The organism is Massilia aurea, assembly GCF_024753205.1.
In the GTDB taxonomy this organism is placed as follows: Bacteria; Pseudomonadota; Gammaproteobacteria; order Burkholderiales; family Burkholderiaceae_D; genus Telluria; species Telluria aurea.
Genome location: NZ_JANUGZ010000001.1, coordinates 991,290 through 1,013,224, shown reverse-complemented (window position 1 = coordinate 1,013,224; position 21,935 = coordinate 991,290). Strand labels below are relative to the sequence as shown.

At 62.5% G+C, this 21,935-nt stretch carries 13 protein-coding genes and 1 pseudogene; 13 read left to right on the top strand and 1 reads right to left on the bottom strand.

Annotated features, from left to right (window positions below; genetic code table 11):
• Positions 1-205: 205 nt before the first annotated feature.
• The 5 genes from NX775_RS04240 to NX775_RS04220 are packed head-to-tail and all read left to right on the top strand — an operon-like array spanning position 206 to position 10,408.
• The gene (locus tag NX775_RS04240; RefSeq protein WP_258834850.1) at positions 206-1,534 is read left to right on the top strand and encodes an efflux RND transporter periplasmic adaptor subunit; all 1,329 of its coding nucleotides are present in this window, start codon (positions 206-208) and stop codon (positions 1,532-1,534) included.
• A gap of 31 nt (positions 1,535-1,565) precedes the next feature.
• On the top strand, positions 1,566-4,661 hold the full coding sequence (locus tag NX775_RS04235; RefSeq protein WP_258834849.1) for an efflux RND transporter permease subunit: 3,096 nt from the start codon (positions 1,566-1,568) through the stop codon (positions 4,659-4,661).
• Positions 4,658-7,939, top strand: a complete 3,282-nt coding sequence (locus tag NX775_RS04230; RefSeq protein WP_258834848.1) for an efflux RND transporter permease subunit — start codon at positions 4,658-4,660, stop codon at positions 7,937-7,939. Before NX775_RS04235 ends, NX775_RS04230 begins: the two co-directional genes overlap by 4 nt.
• Positions 7,936-9,399, top strand: a complete 1,464-nt coding sequence (locus tag NX775_RS04225) for an efflux transporter outer membrane subunit (protein WP_258834847.1) — start codon at positions 7,936-7,938, stop codon at positions 9,397-9,399. Before NX775_RS04230 ends, NX775_RS04225 begins: the two co-directional genes overlap by 4 nt.
• A 46-nt stretch (positions 9,400-9,445) precedes the next feature.
• The gene (locus tag NX775_RS04220) at positions 9,446-10,408 is read left to right on the top strand and encodes an HDOD domain-containing protein (RefSeq protein WP_258834846.1); all 963 of its coding nucleotides are present in this window, start codon (positions 9,446-9,448) and stop codon (positions 10,406-10,408) included.
• Here the strand turns inward: NX775_RS04220 and NX775_RS04215 are convergent.
• A complete protein-coding gene (locus NX775_RS04215; RefSeq protein WP_258834845.1) occupies positions 10,405-11,718 on the bottom strand; it encodes a GGDEF domain-containing protein in 1,314 nt (437 codons plus the stop codon). The genes NX775_RS04220 and NX775_RS04215 overlap by 4 nt on opposite strands.
• A gap of 175 nt (positions 11,719-11,893) precedes the next feature.
• On the opposite strand from NX775_RS04215, the gene NX775_RS04210 reads away from it, so the two are divergent.
• From NX775_RS04210 to NX775_RS04175, 8 genes and pseudogenes are all read left to right on the top strand, one after another.
• Positions 11,894-14,032 carry a S46 family peptidase gene (locus NX775_RS04210; RefSeq protein ID WP_258834844.1) on the top strand — a complete coding sequence of 713 codons (2,139 nt, stop codon included), beginning with the start codon at positions 11,894-11,896 and terminating at the stop codon, positions 14,030-14,032.
• 29 nt (positions 14,033-14,061) lie between these two features.
• The gene (pnuC, locus tag NX775_RS04205) at positions 14,062-14,655 is read left to right on the top strand and encodes a nicotinamide riboside transporter PnuC (protein WP_258834843.1); all 594 of its coding nucleotides are present in this window, start codon (positions 14,062-14,064) and stop codon (positions 14,653-14,655) included.
• A gap of 2 nt (positions 14,656-14,657) precedes the next feature.
• Complete coding sequence (locus NX775_RS04200; RefSeq protein WP_258835109.1) at positions 14,658-15,182, top strand: AAA family ATPase; 525 nt, start codon at positions 14,658-14,660, stop codon at positions 15,180-15,182.
• A gap of 172 nt (positions 15,183-15,354) precedes the next feature.
• Positions 15,355-16,323: an HDOD domain-containing protein gene (locus tag NX775_RS04195; protein WP_258834842.1), complete on the top strand. Its 969-nt coding sequence runs from the start codon at positions 15,355-15,357 to the stop codon at positions 16,321-16,323.
• A 339-nt stretch (positions 16,324-16,662) separates the two neighbouring features.
• Positions 16,663-18,555: pseudogene (locus NX775_RS04190) on the top strand (type VI secretion system Vgr family protein); the annotation flags it as partial.
• The gene (locus NX775_RS04185) at positions 18,553-19,425 is read left to right on the top strand and encodes a DUF2345 domain-containing protein (RefSeq protein ID WP_258835108.1); all 873 of its coding nucleotides are present in this window, start codon (positions 18,553-18,555) and stop codon (positions 19,423-19,425) included. The pseudogene NX775_RS04190 and the gene NX775_RS04185, both read left to right, overlap by 3 nt.
• Positions 19,422-21,065 carry a hypothetical protein gene (locus NX775_RS04180; RefSeq protein WP_258834841.1) on the top strand — a complete coding sequence of 548 codons (1,644 nt, stop codon included), beginning with the start codon at positions 19,422-19,424 and terminating at the stop codon, positions 21,063-21,065. Before NX775_RS04185 ends, NX775_RS04180 begins: the two co-directional genes overlap by 4 nt.
• On the top strand, positions 21,062-21,709 hold the full coding sequence (locus NX775_RS04175; protein ID WP_258834840.1) for a hypothetical protein: 648 nt from the start codon (positions 21,062-21,064) through the stop codon (positions 21,707-21,709). The genes NX775_RS04180 and NX775_RS04175 overlap by 4 nt, the downstream gene beginning before the upstream one ends.
• Positions 21,710-21,935 lie beyond the last annotated feature (226 nt).

Sequence of the window (21,935 nt, the reverse complement as noted above, 5' to 3'; positions counted from 1 at the left end):
TGCGCCCGTTTGCCGTTTACAGCCGTCATTCAGGGGCTAACCGTGTAAATCGGTGTTAAGCGGGTTGGCAGGGCGCCGTTTCAAGGCCGGTTCGCCCGGTATTCTATGTACGTTACGAAACATTCCATGTGAAATTCGCATGCTACAGTCGTCGTGAGTAGTAGTGCGTAGCGCGCATTGACAAAAAAAATCGACAAGGACAAGCATGGACCAGCATTCTCCGATCCCTCCCGCCACCAGCCGCCCGCCGCGCAAGAAGCGCACCCGTGTCATTGGCGGCACCATTGCCGTGCTGTCGATGGCCGCCTTGGGCTACCTGGCCTGGACGCTGATCAACCCGGCACCTGCTAGCGGCCCGGGCGGTCCGGGCATGTCGGCAGGCGGGCCTGGCGGGGGCGGCGGTGGTGGTCGTGGCCCTGGTGGCCCGGGCGGCGGACGGGGCGGCCCGGCGACGACGGTCGGTGTCGCGACCGCGACGGTGGCCGACATCCCGGTGACGCTCGAAGCGCTGGGCACCGTGGTGCCAGCCGCGATCGTGACGGTGCGTCCGCAAGTCTCGGGCGTGGTCCAGAAGATCCACTTTACCGAGGGTGAGCTGGTCAAGCCGGGCCAGGTGCTCGCGACGATCGACCCGCGCCCGTTCCAGATGGCACTGCTGCAGGCGCGCGGCCAGCGTCAGCGCGACGAAGCGCAGCTCGACAGCGCGCGCGTCACGCTCAAGCGCTTCCAGACGCTGCTCGAACAGGATTCGATCGCGCGCCAGGAAGTCGATACGCAGGCCGCGCTGGTCAAGCAGCTCGAAGGCACGGCAACGATCGACCGCGCCAATGAAGGCACGGCCCAGCTCAATCTCGATTACGCCACCGTGCGCGCACCGATCGGCGGGCGCGTTGGTCTGCGCACGGTCGACGTGGGCAACCTGGTGGGCAGCGGCGACACCGCCGGCATCGCCGTGATCACGCAACTGGCCCCGATCGACGTCGAATTCGCGGTGCCGCAGGATGGCTTGCCGGTGCTGCAGCAGCGCATCACGCAAGGCGCGAAGCTGCCGGCCACCGCGCTGGACCGCACCCGCACCGACGCGCTGGCCACGGGCAGCTTCATCGCGCTGGATAACCAGGTCGACACGTCCACCGGCACCGTGCGCGCCAAGGCGCGCTTTGCCAACACCGACGCCAAACTGTTCCCGAGCCAGTTCGTCAACCTGCGCCTGACCGTCAACACGATCCAGAACGCGGTGCAGGTGCCCGTCACGGCGCTGCGCCACGGTACCGACGGCGACTTCGTCTACGTGCTCGACGCCGCCAAGCGCACCGTGTCGCTGCGCACTGTCAAGCGCGGGCAGGCGACCGTGGACAAGGTGCAGATCGCCAGCGGCCTGAAAGCCGGCGAGCAGGTGATTACCGAAGGCGCCGACCGCCTGCGCGATGGCGCGAGCGTGGTGCTGCCGGGCGACAAGCCGGGCGGCGGACGTGGCGCGGGGCAGGGCGGGCGCGAAGGCGCAGGCCGGCCAGCGCGGGGAGCACCGCAATGATGGTGCCGTATCCGGCGCACGGGAGTAACGCGTGAGTCCCTCGACCCCCTTCATCCAGCGGCCGGTCGCCACGGCCCTCCTGATGCTGGCGATCGTGCTGTCCGGCCTGGTGGGTTACCGCTTCCTGCCGCTGGCCGCGCTGCCGCAGGTCGACTTCCCGACCATTCAGGTGCAGACGCTGTATCCGGGCGCGAGCCCCGAAGTCATGGCGCGCACCGTCACCGCGCCGCTCGAACGCCAGTTCGGCCAGATGTCCGGCCTGACCCGCATGAGTTCCACCAGCGCCGCCGGCGTGTCGATGGTCACGCTGCAGTTTGCACTGGGCGAGACGCTCGACGTGGCCGAGCAGGAAGTCCAGGCCGCGATCAATGCCGGCGGCTCGCTGCTGCCGACCGACCTGCCGGCGCCACCCGTCTACGCGAAGGTCAATCCGGCCGATGCGCCGGTGCTGACGCTCGCGATCACGTCCGACACGCTGCCACTGACCGAAGTCCAGAACCTCGTCAACACGCGCCTGGCCCTGAAGATCAGCCAGGTGTCGGGCGTGGGCCAGGTGTCGCTGTCGGGCGGCCAGCGGCCGGCCGTGCGCATCCAGGCCGATACCGACGCCCTCGCATCGTATGGCCTGGGCCTCGACACGCTGCGCACTGCGATCACCGCCGCCAATGCCAACAGCGCCAAGGGCAGCTTCGATGGCCCGACGCGCTCGTACGCGATCAATGCCAACGACCAGCTGGTCACGGTGCCCGACTACCAGAACCTGATCGTCGCCTACCGCAATGGCGCGCCGGTCAAGCTGCTCGAGGTAGCGAAGGTCGTCGACAGCGCCGAGAACGTGCGCCTGGGCGCCTGGGCGAATATGAAGCCGGCGATCATTCTGAACGTGCAGCGCCAGCCGGGCGCAAACGTGATCGCCACCGTTGACGCCATCAAGGCGCGCCTGCCCGAACTGCAGGCCGGCTTGCCCAGCGCGCTGCGCATGGATGTGCTGAGCGACCGCACCACCGGCATCCGCGCCTCCGTCAAGCACGTGCAGATCGAGTTGGTTCTGGCCGTGATCATGGTGGTGCTGGTGATCTTCGCGTTCCTGCACGACCTGCGCGCGACCGTGATTGCCAGCCTGGCTGTGCCGATCTCGCTGATCGGCAGCTTCGGCGTGATGTACTTGCTCGGCTACAGCCTGAACAACCTGTCGCTGATGGCGTTGACGATCGCCACCGGCTTTGTCGTCGACGATGCGATCGTCATGATCGAGAACATCGCGCGCTATATCGAAAAAGGCGAAGCCCCGATGGCCGCCGCGATCAAGGGCGCCACGCAGATCGGCTTCACGATCATTTCGCTGACCGTCTCGCTGATCGCCGTGCTGATTCCGCTGCTGTTCATGGGCGACGTGGTCGGGCGCCTGTTCCGCGAATTTGCTGTCACGCTGGCCATCACGATTCTGATTTCTGGCGTGGTGTCGCTCACGCTCGTGCCGATGATGGCCGGACGCTGGCTGCGCAGCCATGAAAATGAAAAGCCGAGCCGCTTTGCCGTCAAGTTCCAGGCCTTCTTCGACCGTGTGATCGCGCGCTACGACGTGATGCTGGGCTGGGTGCTGAAGCGCCAGGGCTTGACCCTGCTGGTGGCCCTGGCCACGGTGGTGCTGACCGCCGTCATGTGGACGATCATCCCGAAAGGCCTGTTCCCGACCCAGGACACCGGGCAGCTGCAGGCACGCGTGCAGGCACGCCAGTCGATTTCGTACCTAGATATGGCCAAGCTGCAGCAGGAAGCGGCGCGCCGCATCATGCAGGACGAGGCGGTCGAGTCGGTTGCGTCGTACGTGGGCGTCGACGCGGCCAACAACACGATGCTCCATACCGGCACCATGCTGATCAACCTGAAGGCCGAGCGCGGCGACCAGTCTGAAACGATGGTGCGCCTGCGCGAACGCGTGGCAGGCGTGGCGGGCCTGCAGTTGTTCCTGCAGCCGACCCAGGACTTGACGATCGACGCCGAAAGTGGCCCGACCCAGTACCGCTTCTCAGTCGAAGGCGCCGATACGGAGCTCGTCAACTTATGGGCGCGCAAGCTCACGACCAGGATCGGCACCTTGCCCGAGCTGCGCACGGCCGTCACCGATGCCGGCGCGACGGGCGCGGCTGCCTTCATCGACATCGACCGCGACACGGCGTCGCGCCTGTCGATCACGGCGGCGTCCATTGACGATGCGCTCTACAGCGCCTTCGGCCAGCGCATCGTCTCGACGATCTTCACCGAGACCAACCAGTACCGCGTGATTCTGGAGGCGCAGCGGGACGAAGCGATGTCGATTGCCGCGCTGGGCCGGCTGCAACTGCGCACCGGCTCGGGCCAGTCGACGCCCCTGTCGGCGGTGGCCACGATCACTGAACGCCAGGCGCCGCTGCAGGTGATCCACGTGGCGCAGTACCCGGCCGCCACGGTCGGTTTCGATACCGCAGCCGGCGCCTCGCTGGGCGATGCGGTGGCGGCAATTCGCGCCGCTGCGGTGGACATCGGGATGCCGGCGTCGGTCAGCATGACGTTCCTGGGCGCGTCCGGTGCCTACGAGTCGTCGCTGTCGAACCAGCTGTGGCTGATCATGGCAGCCGTCGTCTGCGTCTACATCGTGCTGGGCGTGCTGTATGAAAGCTATATCCACCCGCTGACCATCCTGTCGACGCTGCCATCGGCCGGCGTGGGCGCGCTGCTCGCGCTGTGGGTCAGTGGCCAGGGGCTGGGCGTGATCGGCATCATTGGCATGATCCTGTTGATCGGCATCGTCAAGAAGAACGCGATCATGATGATCGACTTCGCGATCGAGGCCGAGCGCGAAGAAGGCAAATCGCCGCTGGACGCGATCCGCCAGGCGGCCTTGCTGCGCTTCCGCCCAATCCTGATGACGACGCTGGCGGCGCTGTTCGCGGCGGTGCCGCTGATGCTGGGCACGGGCGAGGGCGCCGAACTGCGCCGCCCACTGGGCCTGGCGATGTTCGGTGGCCTGGTCCTGAGCCAGCTGCTGACCTTGTTCACCACGCCGGTGATCTACCTGGCGTTCGACCGCACCGCGCGGCGCCTGACCGGCAAGGCGCCGCACAAAACTGAGGGAGCGGGCGCATGAACCTGTCGCGCCCCTTCGTCGAACGGCCGATCGCCACGGTCCTGCTGACCATCGGCATCGCGCTGGCCGGCATTGCCGCCTTCTTCGTGCTGCCGGTGGCGCCGCTGCCGCAGGTCGACTATCCGACCATTTCGGTGTCGGCCTCGCTGCCGGGCGCTAGTCCCGACACGATGGCATCGAGCGTGGCCACGCCGCTCGAGCGGCGCCTGGGCGCGATTGCCGGCGTCAACGAAATGACGTCCAGCAGCGGCACCGGCTCGACCAGGATCAACCTGCAGTTCGAACTGAATCGCCAGATCGATTCCGCCGCGCGCGAAGTGCAGGCAGCGATCAGTGCCTCGCGCGCCGACCTGCCGGCCACGCTGCGCAGCAATCCGACCTACCGTAAAGCCAACCCGTCGGATGCACCGGTGCTGATCCTGGCGCTGACGTCCAAGACCAAGGCGCCGGCCGAGATTTTTGAATCGGTCTCGAATCTCGTGCAGCAGCGCCTGGCCCAGGTCAAGGGCGTGGGCGAAGTCGAAATCGGCGGCGGCTCGCTGCCGGCCGTACGGGTCGAACTGGTGCCGTATTCACTGAACCGCTATGGCGTGTCGGCCGAGGACGTGCGCGCCGCGATCCAGGCGACGAACCCGAACCGCCCCAAGGGCGAGATCGACACCAATGGCAACCGCCTGCAGATCTATTCGCAGCCGGCTGGCGGCGATGGCCGCAGCGCCGCCGATTACAAGGACCTCGTGGTCGCGTGGCGCAATGGCGCCGCCGTGCGCCTGTCCGACGTGGCGACCGTGTTCGACGGGCCCGAAAACATCTACACGCTGGGCCTGTTCAACGGCCAGCCGGCCGTGATCGTGCTGGTCACGCGCCAGCCCGACGCCAACGTCATCGAAACCGTCGACGGCATCCGCGACCTGCTGCCGTCGCTGCAGGCGCAGCTGCCCGGGGACATCCAGCTGGCGATCGCATCGGACCGCACCAACTCGATCCGCGCCTCGCTGCACGAGATCGAATTCACGCTGGTGCTGTCGATCGTGCTGGTGGTGGCCGTGGTCAGTGTGTTCCTGCGCAGCCTGCGCGCCACGGTGATTCCTGCCGTGGCGACGGTCGTCTCGCTGCTCGGCACTTTCGGCGTCATGTATGCGCTGGGCTTTTCGCTGAACAATCTGTCGCTGATGGCGCTGACGGTGGCGGCTGGCTTTGTCGTCGACGATGCCATCGTGGTGCTGGAGAATACCTCGCGCCATATCGAGAACGGCATGGACCGCATGGCGGCGGCGCTGCTCGGTGCGCGCGAAGTCGGCTTCACGGTGCTGTCGATTTCGCTGTCGCTGGTGGCCGTGTTCATTCCGCTGCTGTTCATGGGCGGGCAGGTGGGTCGCCTGTTCCGTGAATTTGCCGTCACGCTGTCGGCGGCGGTCATGATTTCGCTCGTGATTTCGCTGACCACCACGCCGATGATGTGCGCCTGGCTGCTGCGCGCCGAAGACAAGGACAAGAAGCCGGGGCGCCTCGCGCGCTGGTCCGAAGGGGGCTTTGCCCGCGTGCTGCGCGTCTACGAGCATGCGCTCGACTGGGCGCTGGCCAGCAAGGTGCTGGTCATGATCATCCTGCTGTTTACCGTTGGTCTGAACGTCTATCTGTTCACCAATGCGCCAAAGGGCTTCTTCCCGCAGCAGGATTCCGGCCAGATGAATGGCGGCATCCGCGCGGATCAGAGCATTTCGTCGCAGGCCATGCAGAAGAAGATTTACCAGCTGGTCGAGATCATCCGCAAGGATCCGGCGGTCGAGACGGTGGTCGCGTTCACGGGCGGCGGCCGCGCCGGTGGCGGCTTCATGTTCGTCAACCTGAAACCGGTGCGCGAGCGCGATGTCGCGGCGCAGGCCGTGATCGCGCGCCTGCGTCCGCAACTGGCCAAGGTCACGGGTATTTCGATCTTCCTGAACCCGGTGCAGGACTTGCGCATGGGCGGGCGTTCGAGCAACTCGACCTACCAGTACACGCTCAAGAGCGACAACGCGGAAGACCTCAAGCAGTGGGCCGCCAAACTGGCTGAGGCCATGAAAGGGCAGCCCGCGCTGGTCGACGTCGACACCGACCAGGCCGAAAACGGCGTGGAAACCTATGTCACGATCGACAAGGAAAGCGCGGCGCGCATGGGCATCACCACGCGCGACGTGACCAATGCGCTGTACAACGCGTTCGGCCAGCGCCAGGTGGCGAACATCTACGATGAACTGAACCAGTACCACGTCGTGATGGGCGTGGCGCAGAAGTATGCGCAGTCGCCCGAAGCCCTGAAGGACGTGTACGTGCCGGCACGGGCCGCTGGCGGAAGCGAAAACGTCGTGTCCTCCAGCACCGGCATGGCGGCCGCCGCCGGCGCTGCCGGCGCGGCGACCTCGGCGACAGCGAGCCTGACGGCGGCGCGCGATCCGTCCGGTGGCCAGGCGCTGGCCGACAACGCCGCGACGATGGTGCCGCTGTCGGCGATTGCCCGCTTCGCCGAGAGCGCGACTGCCACCTCGGTCAGCCACCAGGATGGCGAACTGGCCACCACCGTGTCGTACAACCTGAACGAAGGCTTCACGCTGACCGACGGCGAAGCGGCCGTGCGCCAGGCCGAAGCCGACATCGGCATGCCGATCAATGTGCGCGGCAGCTTCCAGGGTACTGCGGCGGCGGCGCAGGCGTCGAGCCAGGAGCAGCCGCTGCTGATCCTGGCCGCCATCGTCGTCATCTACATCGTGCTCGGCATTCTGTACGAAAGCCTGATCCACCCGATCACCGTGCTCTCGACGCTGCCGTCGGCCGGTGTGGGCGCCGTGCTGGCGCTGTTGATGTTCAAGATGGAGTTCTCGATCATCGCGCTGATCGGCGTGTTCCTGTTGATCGGCATCGTGAAGAAGAATGCGATCCTGATCATCGACTTCGCGCTGGAGGCCGAGCGAGCGCGAGGCCTCACCGCAATGGAAGCGGTGCGCGAGGCCTGCATGCTGCGCTTCCGCCCGATCCTGATGACGACGCTGGCCGCGGCGCTGGGCGCTTTGCCGCTGGCGATCGGCTTTGGCGAAGGCTCCGAATTGCGCCGGCCGCTGGGCATCGCCATCATCGGCGGCCTGGTCGCGAGCCAGCTCCTGACACTGCTTACCACGCCGGTCGTGTATGTCCTGCTCGACAAGCTGCGCACCCGCAAACCCGATGAACACGCGTTGAGCCGCCACCCGCACGATGTCGATCCGACTCCGGGTAGCGGTCCATCGCTCGCCAAACCATGATGCCCATGCAAATCTCGACCTCCCTGCGCCTGACCCTCCTCGCCATGGCCCTCGGCCTCGGTGGCTGCGCCGTCGGGCCAGTTTACGAACGGCCTGCCGCGCTGCCGGCCGGCCCGGTACCGGCAATCTACAAGGGCGTCAACGCGCCCTTGCCGGGCTGGGCGCCTGCCGCGCCCGCCGACGCGCTTGAGCGCGGCCCCTGGTGGCAGCTGTTCAACGACCCGGAGCTCGATCGCCTCAGCCGCCAGGTCGAGGTGGCCAACCAGAACATCGCTGTCGCCGTGGCCAACTATGCCCAGGCGCGCTCGATCGTCGCGCAGCAGCGCGCGTCGCTGTTCCCGGTGGTGTCGCTTGGCGCGGGGGGGGATCGCGCCGGCGGTGGTAGCGGCGACACTAACCGCGGCGCCGCCAGCGCCTACCGCCTGCAGATCGGCGCGAGCTGGGAGCCGGACGTGTTCGGCCGCCTGCGCACGGCGGTCGATGCGGCCGAAGCCAGCGCCCAGGCCAGCGCCGCCGACCTGGCCAGCGTGCGCCTCGCGGCGCTTGGCGAGCTGGCGATCAACTACTTCTCGCTGCGCCAGACCGACGCCCAGATCGGCATGCTCACGGCCACCATCGAAGGCTACGAACGCGTGCTGCAGATCACGTCGAACCGCTTCGCGGCCGGCGTCTCGGCGCGCTCGGACGTGCTGCAGGCGCAGACGCAGCTGGCCACGGCGCGCAGCGACGCGCTTGGCCTGCAGCGCTCGCGCGCCGAACTCGAACATGCGATCGCCGTGCTGGTCGGCCAGAGTCCGTCGAGCTTTGCGCTGGCAAGCACGCCATGGCAAGTGGTGGTGCCGGCCGTACCGGTCGGCGTGCCATCCACACTGCTGCAACGCCGGCCCGACATTGCCGCCGCCGAGCGCGATGTGGCGGTGGCGAATGCCGACATCGGCATCGCCCGTTCGGCCTACTTCCCGACCTTCGGGCTGTCTGCTTCGTACGGCAACAACACGAGCCGCGTGGGCGACCTGTTCTCGCTGTCGAACGCGGCCTGGTCGTTCGGCCTGTCGGCCGCGCAGACGCTGTTCAATGCCGGCGCCACGCGCGCCAGCGTCGAAGGCGCCGAGGCGCGCCAGCAGGCCACGGTGGCCAACTACCGCCAGGTCGTCCTGACGGCATTCGCCGATGTCGAGAACGGCCTGGCCGCCACCCGCGTGCTCGAGCAACAGCAGCAGTTGCGCGTTGAGGCGGCCGAAGCGGCGGGCCTGGTCGAACAGCAGATCCTGAACCGCTACCAGGCGGGGCAGGTGAGCTATACCGAGGTGGTGCAGGCGCAGGTCACGGCGCTCAATGCGCGTCGCCAGCTGGTGCAGGTGCAGGCCGACCGCCAGACGGCGGCGGTGGCGCTGATCCAGGCGCTGGGTGGTGGCTGGACCGACGCAGAGGTGAACAACACGCCGGCGATTGTCAATTAAGCCGCGCCAGGGCTTACAATGACGCATCCGAGGCCCGAGCGACTTTATGAAAAAATGGATTGACCGTATGCTGGGCGCCGACAAGGCGCCGGCCCCCGATGCCAGCGAGCCGCCGGCCGGCGAAGCGGCGCACGACCTCGCCGTAGAGGTCGACGCCGCGTATTACCGCTGGCTGACCGCCTCGGCCGGCTACGAAGCCACGCCCGAGGTCGAAGAGCACCTGCTGGACCTGGTGCGCACGCTGGCGCTCGACCCGGGCGCGGCCAGCGGCCTGGTGCCGCGCATCCCCGAACTGATCCCCGAACTGCTGCGCGACCTGGCCGATGACGCCGTGTCGCAGGGCGCGCTGGCACGCTCGGTCGAGCGCGACACGGTGCTGGTGGCTGAAGTGATCCGCGAAGCGAACAGCGCGTATTACCGCCCGCTGCAGCCCATCAAGTCGCTCGATGCTGCGCTATTGATGCTCGGCCAGAACGGCCTGCGCATGCTGCTGGCACGAATCGCATTCCGCCCGCTCTTGCGCATGGCCGACACCGGCTTTGCACGCCACGCCGCGCCGCTGGTTTGGCACCAGGCCGAGAAGTGCGCGCTGGCGTCGAGCCTGATGGCGCCGGGCATGGCTGCCGGCGTGTTCGAGGCCTATCTGGCCGGTCTGATGCAGAACCTGGGCTTGCTGGTGGCCTTCCGCCTGGCCGAGCGAGCGGCCGAAGCGGGCAAGATTCCCGGCTCGAGCGAGTTCGGCGCACGGTTGTTTGCCGTGAGCCGGGGGCTGTCGGCGTCGATCGCGGCGCATTGGGAGTTCCCGCTGGATGTCGTGCAAGCCATCGCTACGTCGAGCACGCCAGCCGCATCGGCACTGGCCCGGGCGCTGGAGCGGGGCGACCAGATCGCCAAGCTGCATCTGTTGATCGATGCGCACGTCGTCGCCGAGGACGACAGTCTCGTCACTGATGGCCTGAACAGCTTCGAACGGCGCTGCCTGGGCAAGCTGGCCGACGCCCGCGTTTAAGCGCAAGGCGCCGGGCAAATCCGGTTGCGCCCATCCTGCTTGGCCGTGTAGAGCATCGCATCGGCCTGCACGAACAACTCGTTTTCGCTGCGCTGCGCCGGAAACGCGGCCAGCCCGCCGCTGAACGAAAAGCGCCGCTCGTCGCCCTGCGCCACCTGGAACGCGATGGCGCCGAAGGCGGTGCGCAGCGCGTCCAGCCGCGGCCATGCCTGCGCCAGCGTGCAATCCCAGAACACCACCACGAATTCTTCGCCGCCGAAGCGGCTGAGCAGATCGCGCTCGCCCATCTGCGGCGCCAGGCACAGGCATAGCCGCTTGATGACGATGTCGCCGAAATGGTGGCCCCAGGTGTCGTTGATGGTCTTGAACTTGTCGATGTCGATGACGCCGAAGGCCAATGGTATGTCTTCCAGCGTGGCCTGGCGGATCAGGTCCTGTGTTTTACGCCGCAGCCCGACCTTGTTGAGCAGGCCGGTGGCGCGGTCCTTGCCGATCAAATCCTTGTTGACGCGGATCTTGGCCGCACGGTTGGCCAGTTGCGCTTCGAGCATGCCCGAGCCAGTGTCGGGCAACACCGCATCGAAGCCATCGCCCAGCGCGCGCCGGGCCAGAGCATCGTCCGGCCGGCGCTGCAGCAGCACGATTTCGCGCACCGGGTCGGCCTCGATATTCTTTTGCAGTACGCGCGCCAGGGCGTCCACCCGCAGGTAGTCGCTGTCGGGGATCAGCACGAGGTCGGGCTGCAGCTCCTTGACGCGCAGGTGCAGCGTCGACGGGTCGGCGTGGTAAGTGACGTCGATGCACTGGTCGCGCAGCGCCGCGTCATCCAGGCTGCCGGGCAAGCCGAGCGTGATCAGGGTGACGGCGTCGCCCCGCTTGTTCTGCACGAACAGGTTGAACAGCTTGTCGACCAGCACATCGTTGGCGATCGGCTTTTCGGCATAGGCCAGGCAATGGCTGTCGACCAGGCGCTGCTGCAGCAGGAAGCGGCTGCCCTGGCGGCTCGATTGCAGGTACACGTAGCGATGACCGGGCGGCAGGCGCGCCAGCAATTCACCCAGCATCAGCGTCTTGCGCGCATCGTGCAGGTCGGCCTGCATATTGTGCAGGGTGTCGAGGTCGATCACGAACAGGCTGTTGCTGCGATCGGCATCGACAGCGGCGACATACTGCGCCAGCTCGCTGAAGAAGCGGATATCGAAATCGTATTTGTGCGCGTGCAGCAGCAGCTCTGCCCGGTTGTCCTTGATGAAGAAACTCTGGCACAAGTACAGGACAGTATGTCGGTACAGTGGCGCCTCGCTTGTCATGAACGCATGCCTTCTTTGTATGACTGTCTTGCAAAACGACAATATTGCATCTTGCCAGACCAATGTGACGGGGTGTTGACGCGGCCGGTGCGGCGGTCGCATCGCCATAAATCGACACGGTTGGGATACAACGGCGATATACTCCCGCATTGCTTTTTTCATCCAGGGTGTTGTCTTGTTCAAATCGATTTTCCTGCCTGTCGCCCTCCTGGGCGCCGCGACCGCCGCCTTCGCCGACGAAGGCCAGTGGCAACCGCACCAGCTGCCGCAGCTCTCGTCCGAACTGAAGCGCATCGGCATCACGATGCCGGCTTCGAAGCTGGCTGACCCGAGCAAGCATCCGATGAGCGCCATGGTGTCGCTCGGCGGCTGCTCGGCGTCGTTCGTTTCGCCCGATGGCCTCGTGGTCACGAACCACCACTGCGCTTACGGCGCGATCCAGCGCAATTCGACCCCGGAACAGAACTACATCGTCAATGGCTTTTTGGCCAAGACCCGCGCCGAAGAACTGCCGGGCGGCCCGAACACGCTGATCTACGTGACCGAAAAGGTCGAGAATGTCACCAAGCGCGTGCTGGATGGTTTGAGCCCCACGCTGTCGGGCAGCGAGCGCCATGCGCTGGTGGCCGCGCGCGTCAAGGCCCTGATCGCCGAATGTGAGACCGACAAATCGACGCGCTGCTCGGTGCCGGCGTTTCACCGCGGCCTGGAGTATTACCGCATCAAGCAGCTGATGATCCGTGACGTGCGTTTGGTGCACGCGCCGTCCGACCGCATCGGCAACTTCGGCGGCGACATCGACAACTACGAATGGCCGCGCCAGACGGGCGATTATTCGTTCCTGCGCGCCTACGTCGGCAAGGACGGCCGTCCGGCCGACCCGTCGCCGGACAACGTGCCGTACCGCTCGAAGGACTTTTTGGTGGTGTCGGCCGAAGGCCTGAAGAACGGCGATCCGATCCTGCTGGCTGGCTATCCGGGCCGCACCAGTCGCTACAAGCTGCCAAGCGAGATCCGCTTCGCGCGCGACGTCGATTTTCCGGCCAAGGCAGCCACGATCACGGCCGACCTGGCGATCATCGCCGCTGCAACCAAGGACAATCCGGCATGGGACGTGCGCTATGCGAGCGTGGCCAAGAGCCTGAACAACGTGCTGAAAAAGACGCAGGGCCTGATGGACGGCTTCGCGCGCAAGGACATCGCCGCCATCAAGGACGTGCAGGACGCCGAGTTCCGCACCTGGCAGCAAGCCCACGCCGGCGCCAACAAGAACCTGCTGACCGAACTCGATGCCGTGATTGCCCGCGACATGGCGCTGCAACGCCAGGAAGCCGCCTGGAATGAAGCGACCCACAGCGACCTGCTCAAGAGCGCGCGCACGCTGTACCGCCTGGCCCTTGAGCGCCAGAAGCCGGACGCAGAGCGCGAGGGTGGTTACCAGGAACGCGACCTGTCGTTCATCAAGGCGCGCCTGACACGGCTCGAGCAATCGTTCGTGCCGAGCGTGGACGAAGCGCGCTACAAGGCCGCGCTGGCCCGCTACGCGCGTATCGATGGCGCCGTGCGCCCGCAGGGCCTCGATGCACTGCTGCCGACCGAAGCGGCGCTGCCGGCAATGTACCGCAGCAGCGAGCTGGCCGACACCGCCAAGCGTCTGGCGTGGATCGGCAAGGACCCGCAGGCGTTCCGCGCCTCGAACGACCCGTTCATCGCACTGGCCGTGCGCCTGCACGACGCCGGCATGGCGCTGGAAAACGGACGCAACGAGATCGACGGCAACCTCGAACGCGTGATCCCGCAATACATGGCGGCCGTGATCGCGTTCAAGACATCGCAGGGCAAGCCGGTCTACCCGGACGCCAACTCGACGCTGCGCGTGACCTACGGCACGGTGTCGCCGTACTCACCGCGCGACGGCCTGCTGAAAGGGCCGTTCACGACCGTCGAAGGCATTCTTGAGAAAGAAACCGACAAGGATCCGTTCATCGTCCCAGCCGCGCTCAAGCAAGCCATCCAGGGCAAGCGCTACGGCGTGTTCAAGGACAAGGCACTGGGCACCGTGCCGGTCAACTTCCTGTCGAGCGCCGACACCACGGGCGGCAATTCGGGTTCGGCCGTCATGAACGGGCGGGGGGAGCTGGTGGGTCTGAACTTCGATTCGACCTATGAATCGATCACCAAGGACTGGTACTTCGACACCGCCATCACGCGCGCGATCCACGTGGATATCCGCTACATGCTGTGGGTGATGAAGGAGGTCGACCATGCCGACAACCTGCTCAAGGAAATGACGATCAAGTATCCGACGAAGTAAGCGAAGAAGTAAGCCGGGTACATCCACGCATGAACGAACCCCTTGTCCTTGCCGGCCTGGTGACGTCGCCACTCGAACTGATCTCGTTCGTGCTGGCCGTCATCACGGTCGTGCTCAACATCCGCCAGAAGCACTGGGCCTGGCTGTTTTCGATCGCGTCGTCGGCCACCTATGCGGTGGTGTTTTTCGACGCGCGGCTGTATGGCGACATGGGGCTGCAGTTCGTGTTCATCATCGCGTCGATCTGGGGCTGGACCATGTGGCTGCGCGGCGCCGGCAATGGGCCGCTGGTCGTCAAGCGCCTCAATCCCGGCACCCGCGCCTGGGTGCTGGTCGCGTGGTTCGCCGGCTTCGTGGTGCTCTCGACCTTCCTCGATCATTTCACCGACACCGACGTGCCGCACGCCGATGGCTTCCTCACCGCCGGCAGCCTGATGGGGCAACTGCTCCTGGCGCGCAAGAAGCTCGAGAACTGGCACATCTGGATCGCGGTCGACATCCTGTATGTCGGCCTGTACGTTTACAAGGGCCTGATGCTCACGGCCGTGCTGTATGGCGTGTTCGTGCTGCTGGCCATTGCCGGGCTGCGTGCCTGGGCGGCGCATGTGGAGCAACGGGCGTGAAGATGCCCGTTGCCGGTGTGGCCAGGATTGCGATCCTGGGCGCGGAATCGTCGGGCAAGTCCACCTTGTCCGAAGCGCTGGCGCGCCGCTACAGCACTGTGTGGGTGCCGGAGTACCTGCGCGAATTCGTCGACGTCCATGCGCGCGTGCCGCGCGAAGAAGACCAGTTCGGCATCGCGCGCACGCAACTGGCGCGCGAAGATGCGGCCGCCCAATGCGCGCAGCGCTACCTGTTCTGCGATACGACCGCGCTGATGACGGCAATCTACAGCCGCGTGTACTGGGACCGTGTGGACGCGCAACTGGCGCAGCTCGCCGCGAATCACGCCTACGCCATCACGCTGGTGACGGCGCCCGATGGTCCGTGGGAGCCCGATGGCCTGCAACGTGAATCGGAAGAGGTGCGCCAGATGGTGCACCGGCTGCTGCTCGAGACGCTCGATGCGCGCGGCATCGCGTATACCTTGCTGGCAGGGGACCTGCCGCAACGTTTGCGGCAGGTGGAGCAGCTGCTCGGGGCACCGTAAGCGAGATCGTCGGCAGGCTTGCCACGACGTTTGATCACCATCATGTGCTTGTCTCGCGCTGCGCCGATAGGACAGAGACGGGCAGGGTGACGGTAAATAGTTTCATGGCGACGTCATTTTGTTTCTTTGTGGCATTACAATATGCCACTTTCTGAACACGGGGCGGAACGCGATGAAAAATTGGATTGGTCGCTTGTTGGGTAGCGCCGAGAAGGAAACCGTCGCGCCGGTGCCCGTCAGCGCAACGCTGACGTTCGATGACGGTCACGCCATGGCGACCGAGGTCCAGGCAACCTATTACCGCTGGTTGACGGGCAGCAGCCGTTGCACGGCGTCCCCCGAACAAGAGGCGCAGATCCTGCGCGAAGTGCGCTCGCTCGCTGCCGATCCCGTTTGCGCATCCGGCCTGGTGCCACGCATCCCTGAACTCATTGCGCAGCTTCTAACTTCGCTCTCGGACGAGAACATCTCGACCGGCGCGCTGTCGGCCCAGGTCGGACGCGACCTGGTGCTGGTCGCCGAAGTCATCCGCGAAGCGAACAGCGCCTATTACCGCCCGGTGACGCCGATTGAAACGCTGGAAGGCGCGGTAACGATGCTGGGCCTGAACGGCCTGCGCATGCTGCTCGCGCGCATTGCGTTCCGGCCGCTGCTGCGCGTGACGACGCAGGGCGTGGCGCGCCAGGTCGCACCGATCGTCTGGAAGCATGCCGAACGCTGCGCATTCGCCGCCAGCGTCATGGCGCCGGGGCTGTCGGCCGGCGTGTTTGAAGCCTACCTGTCCGGCTTGATGCAGAACCTCGGCTTGCAGGTGGCGTTTCAGGTGGCCGACCGCGTCTGCGAAGGCAAGGTGCCGGGTTCCGGTGAATTCGGCATCGCGTTCTTCGCCGCCAGCCGTGAGCTGTCGTCGGTGATCGCCAGCCACTGGGACTTTCCGCCGGATGTCGTCAAGGCGATCGCGCACGCGCATGAGCCGGAGGGCTCGCATCCGGCGCAGGCGCTGGCGCTGGGTGACCGGATTGCCACGTTGCGCTTGCTGCTTGACGCGGGCGTGATCGGTGATGATGACCCGTTGGTGATGCAGGGGTTGAACGGGTTTGAGCGGCGGTGTTTGGGGAAGTTGCTGGAGTTGTCGGATTAAGTCCAGGTCAAGTGCCGGCATGCAGCAGGAGGGCGCTGCGTTCCTGTGAAGTTTCTCGCCCGCCTGACCAGAATCCCACGCGATATCTTGGTGAATACACCTGCTGTGATCAGGCACATATGTGGCGCCGGATCGACACGCCCTCATGATTTCTCTTACTGACCAGGAGGTCGCTCAATAGTCGACACGGCGGTATTCCCCGTGCATGGACAGTCAAATACCTCAAAGTTACGATCTCTTCTGTCTAGCCGACAAGAAGTTGACACATCCTGTGCTCCTCATCGCAGCGACTCGACAGGGCGGTGACGACGTCAATCCAGAGATGGAGGTTACCCAAGCATGGACGGTCCGCATCCATCCCAGTCTCTTCGCCAGGCACTGATTGCCCAGCACAACCGACTCCTCAAACTCACCACGATTTTCGGTGACGACATGTTGCTGCCGCAGCGTGTGATGGGACATGACAGACTAGGGCGCAGTTATGAGTACGTAGTCGACACGGTCTCAGTGCGCAGCGATATCGAGCTGAAAAAGCTCATCGCGCAGCCAGTCACGCTGTGGATCCAGCAGGCGAACCGTTCGTATCTGCCAATCAGTGGCTATGTCCATACTGTTAAAAGATTAGGAAGCGACGGCGAGCTCACTTTTTGCCAACTGACGTTCGCGCCCTGGCTGCACTTTCTGAGATTCCGCCGCGATGCCCGATTGTGGCAAGAGAAGGCGGCTGACGACATCCTGGCCAGCGTCTTTGCCGCTCACCCGTAGGCCCAAGGGCAGTTCCGTTTCGAGGTCAGGACACCGGTATTGCGCCGTTCATATTGCACACAGTATGAAACGGACTGGCACTTTGTACACCGCTTGATGGAAGAAGAAGGCTGGTACGGCTACCACGAACATAAAAGTGATGGCTCCGGACATATCTTCGTGATCACCGATTCGCCCTATCAGTTGGATCCATTGGCGCAGAAGCACGTTTTTTTTCATGGCGCCGCGACAGACGACGAAGCGCACAAGATCGTGCATTGGAGCGCGAGCCGCTGTTTGACGTCGACCCGGCTTACGACCCAATCGGACAATTACAAGTCCCCTAATTCTCCGATGCGCACTGAAAGCTGGGTGTTTCCGGAACATGGCGATCTCCCAAGCCAGCTCGAAATTTACGAATACACGGGTGCTTATTCATTTTCAAAACACGATCAAGGCGTGTGGCGAGCGCGGGTTCGTATTGAGCAGTGGGAGTCGAGCATGAAACGGTTCTACGGCGTTTCGTCCACGCGTTCGATGCAGCCCGGTCGCTGGTTCATACTGGAAGACCATCCAGTGCACCGGTACGATACGGACGAAGACCGGGAGTTCATGATCATTGCGGTTGATTGGTGCATCGAGAATAATTTGCCGCTGTCGAACCGGGTGCGTGAGTTTCCCGGTAGCCTCGCGGCGCAAGTCGAGGCATTCAAGGAGTCCATTGGGCGCGATGTCCAGAATGGACCAGCCAATAGCCCAAGCGCTGCGCGCAGGGCGCAAACAGGCCATTGCTTCAATCGTTTCGAAGTCCAGCGCCGTAAAATTCCCTTTCGAAGCCCGTTCGAGCATCCGAAGCCGACGCTCCACCCGCAGACCGCAGTCGTGGTCGGGCCGGAAGGTGAGGAAATTTTTACCGACCAGCTCAACCGCGTGAAAGTCCGGATGCGCTGGGATCGGATCAATCCCAGCAATGAAAGAGCCTCATGCTGGGTGCGTGTCAGCTACCCAAACGCAGGTCAGCATTGGGGCGCACTGAATGTGCCGCGCATTGGACAGGAGGTCATCGTCACCTTCCTGAACGGTGACGCAGACCGCCCCGTTATCACTGGTCGCCTATACAACGACCTCCAGGGACCGCAGTGGCATTCAAATGGCAGGCTGTCGGGTTTCAAGTCCAAGGAATTCGAGGGTAGCGGTTTCAATCAGCTTGTAATGGACGACACGAACTCTCAAAACCGGGTGCACCTGTATAGCACCAATACCCATGCACAGCTCAATCTCGGTTACCTAGTAAGTCAAAGCGGCAACGAACGCCGACGCTTCTTTGGGGCCGGTTTTGCTCTGAGTACCGATGATTACGGCGCAATCGTCACGCACAAAGGTCTGTATATCAGCACGTATGGTCGCCCCGGTGCGCAAGGTACCCAACTCGATGCGATCGAAGCGACAACCAGACTGAAGGCAGGCGCCTCGCTGACCAAAGCATTGTCTGACACTGCATGCAAGGCAGGGGCCGACGCGTTGGTCGGGCAGGGCGCACTCAACCACTTTATTGAGGCAACGCAGGAGCGTTATCCGGTTCACGGGCAAGGCGACGCGAACCGGTTCAAGGAAGCGATATTGCTAGCCGCCTCCTCGGATGGACTTGGTCTCACGAGTGCAAAAGGCACGCACGTGCATGCTGGGGAAGAGGTGACGGTGTCGTCAGGCTTGGACACCAATATCGCCGTGGGCAGGAGCTTGCTTGCCAGTGTCGCAGAGAAGGTCAGTCTGTTCGCTGCAAACGCAGGCATCAAACTGTTTGCGGCGAAGGGCAAAGTCCAAGTCCAGGCCCAGAGCGACGATCTTGACATCATTGCGGAGAAAGTCCTGCGTCTGCTGTCAACCACGTCTCGCGTCGAGATTCATGCGAAAGATGAAGTGATGCTGTCTGCCGGTGGCTCGTCCATCAGAATCAATGCAAGTGGCATCACTGAATCGACTTCCGGCACATCGACTGCACATGCATCGCTACACACCATGCTTGGGCCGGCAACGTCGAACTATGTGATGCCGCACGTGGAGAAGGCTGAAGTTGGAAAGACCGACTTGGAATTTCGGCATTTGACCGATTGGGGCGCACCCCTCGCTGGCGCCGCCTACAAGGCGACCTTGAGCGATGGAAGCACCCGCGAGGGCACACTCGATGCGATGGGCATTGCTCGTATCAGCGGCATGCCTGCAGGGGCGGCGGCGAAGATCGAGTACGACTATCGGCCGTTGGATGCCAGCTCGACTGTTTCTGTTGAACTCGATGACGATATAGATGAGTTGCTGAACTGGACAGCCGCAAATGCTCGCAAGAAGGGGGGCGCATGAATAAGCCAATCCCGAAGCCAGACGACGATTCGATTCTCCACGATGCTTGGGGCCGCGTTGTCGGCTGCATGACATGGCTGCAAGCGGTCCTCTACGGCGAGTTTGCCGATCATCGGCCACTGTCGGCCGTCATCGCAGACATGCTTCTCAGCTTCGCACCGGGGATAGTGATCGTCACCAGTGCACGTGATGCAGTGGCCATCGTCTTGCGACTGGCATGCCATCCTGAAAAACGCGAAGAGTTGATGGAGTGGGTACTGCTTTGCTCCTGCCTGATCGTGATTGCATTGCCGATAGCGATGGCAGCAGGCGGCGCACTAGCAGCAGGTGCTGGCGCCGCCGTCGGAGGAATCGTGGGCTCCGAGCTTGCTGCTGCCCTGCGTGCAGTCATGCTTTTGATGATCAGGAAGTCGTCGACGTTGGTTGAGCTTGTGCTGTTTTTGCAAAAGTTCATCAAAGGCGATGTGTTGAAACTTCTGCGTGCTGTGAAGTTTGTAACGTATGAAAAGGTGCTCCTTCAGGCACTGAATAAGATCATTGGCAAGCTTCGCGGCATTGTAGGCTCGCTTCGAGCGCATCTGGAAGGTCTTCGGTATTTTGATTCCGTCAAAGTCACGATTGCCAGATTAACGGAGTGGGAAGGCAGGTTCTACAGTCTCCAGCAGGATGCGCTACGGCAGATTCCGAGGGCGCTGGGCGAGCTCGATGCACGGTTGGCGAAGGTACTAACAGAAACCTCCCCAAAGGAAGCGCATACCATTGCATCCGGCGTTCAGGTGGAGAAGCAAGCTTTAACGGAGCCTCAACGTTATCGAGTTCATGATACGCCAGGCAAGATATTAGCGAAAGTCGACAATACAACCCCTGAAGCTGCCGCTCCACTGCATCCGAATTCTGAACCCAAATCGTTGCTCAAGGCTAAGCCTAACGCTGATTCTACTGCGCATGCCAGAAAAAATCCTGATCCAATCAAACCTCCTGAAGAAGGAGCGAATACCAAAAAGCAGGTTGCCGCTGATGCCGCCGCTGCAGCCGATCGTAAAAAAATTACCGAACTATCTGATGAGGCGCGCTCGGCAGAAAAAAGTGGTAATAAGGTACTGGCCGATGCAAAGATAAAACAAGCACGGGATATATTGGAGCCTTACTTGCCAAAGAATCCAGATGACAGTTGGGCTGAGGTGATCAAGCGGCTGGACGTGTCATCGCCAAAAGACCTTGCAGTTTTCTGGTCAGGTGATAACGCTGCAGCGAAAAGATTTGCGGAAAGCATCGGCGGAGTAACCTTGGAAACTACCGCAGGCGGACGAATAATAGATAATTGGCCCGCACTGGACAAGTACTCTTGGAGTGTTGACAATGGCGCACCTCCATATGCCCGTGACCTTTGGGCGGGAGTGTCAAGTGAATATGCGAAAGGTGCGATGGGTAGGATAAATGTGGTGCAAACTACATATAAATTAACTGATAGTCGTACCTTATGGCACAATGTCGAAAAAAATATTTTGAAGACCAAGATGTTGTCAGGCGATATAAGCTCTATAAAAATACACGAAATAACCGATCAAGGAAAAATAAATATTTTGGACAGCGGTGTTATTAAATCTTTGTTAAATCTCAAGGGAACTGCTCCGTTATGAATGCGAATCCACCTTCAGGATTGGAAAGACTGTACCGGTTTTTCCAAAAAAAAGACTCTGAACGGTTGCATGGACTAGACGAAAGTTATTTTCTCGGTCTTGCCCCAATCGAAAAAATTCAGGCTTGGAATTTTATTTCAAACTCTTCTAGATTGTCAGACGAAAGAATAAGCGGATTATTTCTATTGGATCCAGATCGTGCCATTGAATTTTTTAAAAAGATTTGTTTAAGTCCTATCGAGGAATCTGATTTTCCGGCGGAGCGTAGGGCATTTGAACGGACTCGCCTTGCGTTGTTGTATTATATAAATTTGGTTGAGCCAAGTGCCGAGTATATGAATCAAATGTGCAATTTCTCTTCAAGCAAATTCGAAGAAATCAGGTTAATGTTTGCGACATCGGTGCCAGAAAAGGTGACTACCCCAGAGATCATCAGTGCGTTGAAAAGTATGATTTTTACTGAAACTGATGAGATGGCAGTAAGTTCTGCGGTTATGAAGTTTATGGCTATCTATGGAATGGAATTTGATGCTGACAACGAAGATTACAAGATAATTTATAATTCATTACTGGGCGGCGACGGAAGTGGAAAATTGGCTGCTATGAAACGGCTAGAGAAAATTAGTAATCCCAATTTTATTTAGCTATCGCTTGGATTTTCTGTCTCGATTTGGTTATATGACGCCGCTTTTCCCTGCTGCAGATTGAGGTGGTTTATGAGCCCGTATTTACTGAAAGAAGTGATGGTTGACCAAGATGTCTTTCAATATCCTTCGTTGCGATGCAAGAATTTTAACTGGTAATCGTGTCATGGGTCTTATGCCAAGCTATTAGAGAAATATACGCCCGGCTTTGTATTAACTACGGTTA

Excerpts from the sequence above, each read along its gene's own strand:
- NX775_RS04240 (WP_258834850.1), top strand. The coding sequence starts at position 206 with ATGGACCAGCATTCTCCGATCCCTCCCGCCACCAGCCGCCCGCCGCGC.
- NX775_RS04230 (WP_258834848.1), top strand. The coding sequence starts at position 4,658 with ATGAACCTGTCGCGCCCCTTCGTCGAACGGCCGATCGCCACGGTCCTG.
- NX775_RS04225 (WP_258834847.1), top strand. The coding sequence starts at position 7,936 with ATGATGCCCATGCAAATCTCGACCTCCCTGCGCCTGACCCTCCTCGCC.
- NX775_RS04220 (WP_258834846.1), top strand. The coding sequence starts at position 9,446 with ATGAAAAAATGGATTGACCGTATGCTGGGCGCCGACAAGGCGCCGGCC.
- NX775_RS04215 (WP_258834845.1), bottom strand. The coding sequence starts at position 11,718 with ATGACAAGCGAGGCGCCACTGTACCGACATACTGTCCTGTACTTGTGC.
- pnuC (WP_258834843.1), top strand. The coding sequence starts at position 14,062 with ATGAACGAACCCCTTGTCCTTGCCGGCCTGGTGACGTCGCCACTCGAA.
- NX775_RS04200 (WP_258835109.1), top strand. The coding sequence starts at position 14,658 with ATGCCCGTTGCCGGTGTGGCCAGGATTGCGATCCTGGGCGCGGAATCG.
- NX775_RS04195 (WP_258834842.1), top strand. The coding sequence starts at position 15,355 with ATGAAAAATTGGATTGGTCGCTTGTTGGGTAGCGCCGAGAAGGAAACC.
- NX775_RS04180 (WP_258834841.1), top strand. The coding sequence starts at position 19,422 with ATGAATAAGCCAATCCCGAAGCCAGACGACGATTCGATTCTCCACGAT.
- NX775_RS04175 (WP_258834840.1), top strand. The coding sequence starts at position 21,062 with ATGAATGCGAATCCACCTTCAGGATTGGAAAGACTGTACCGGTTTTTC.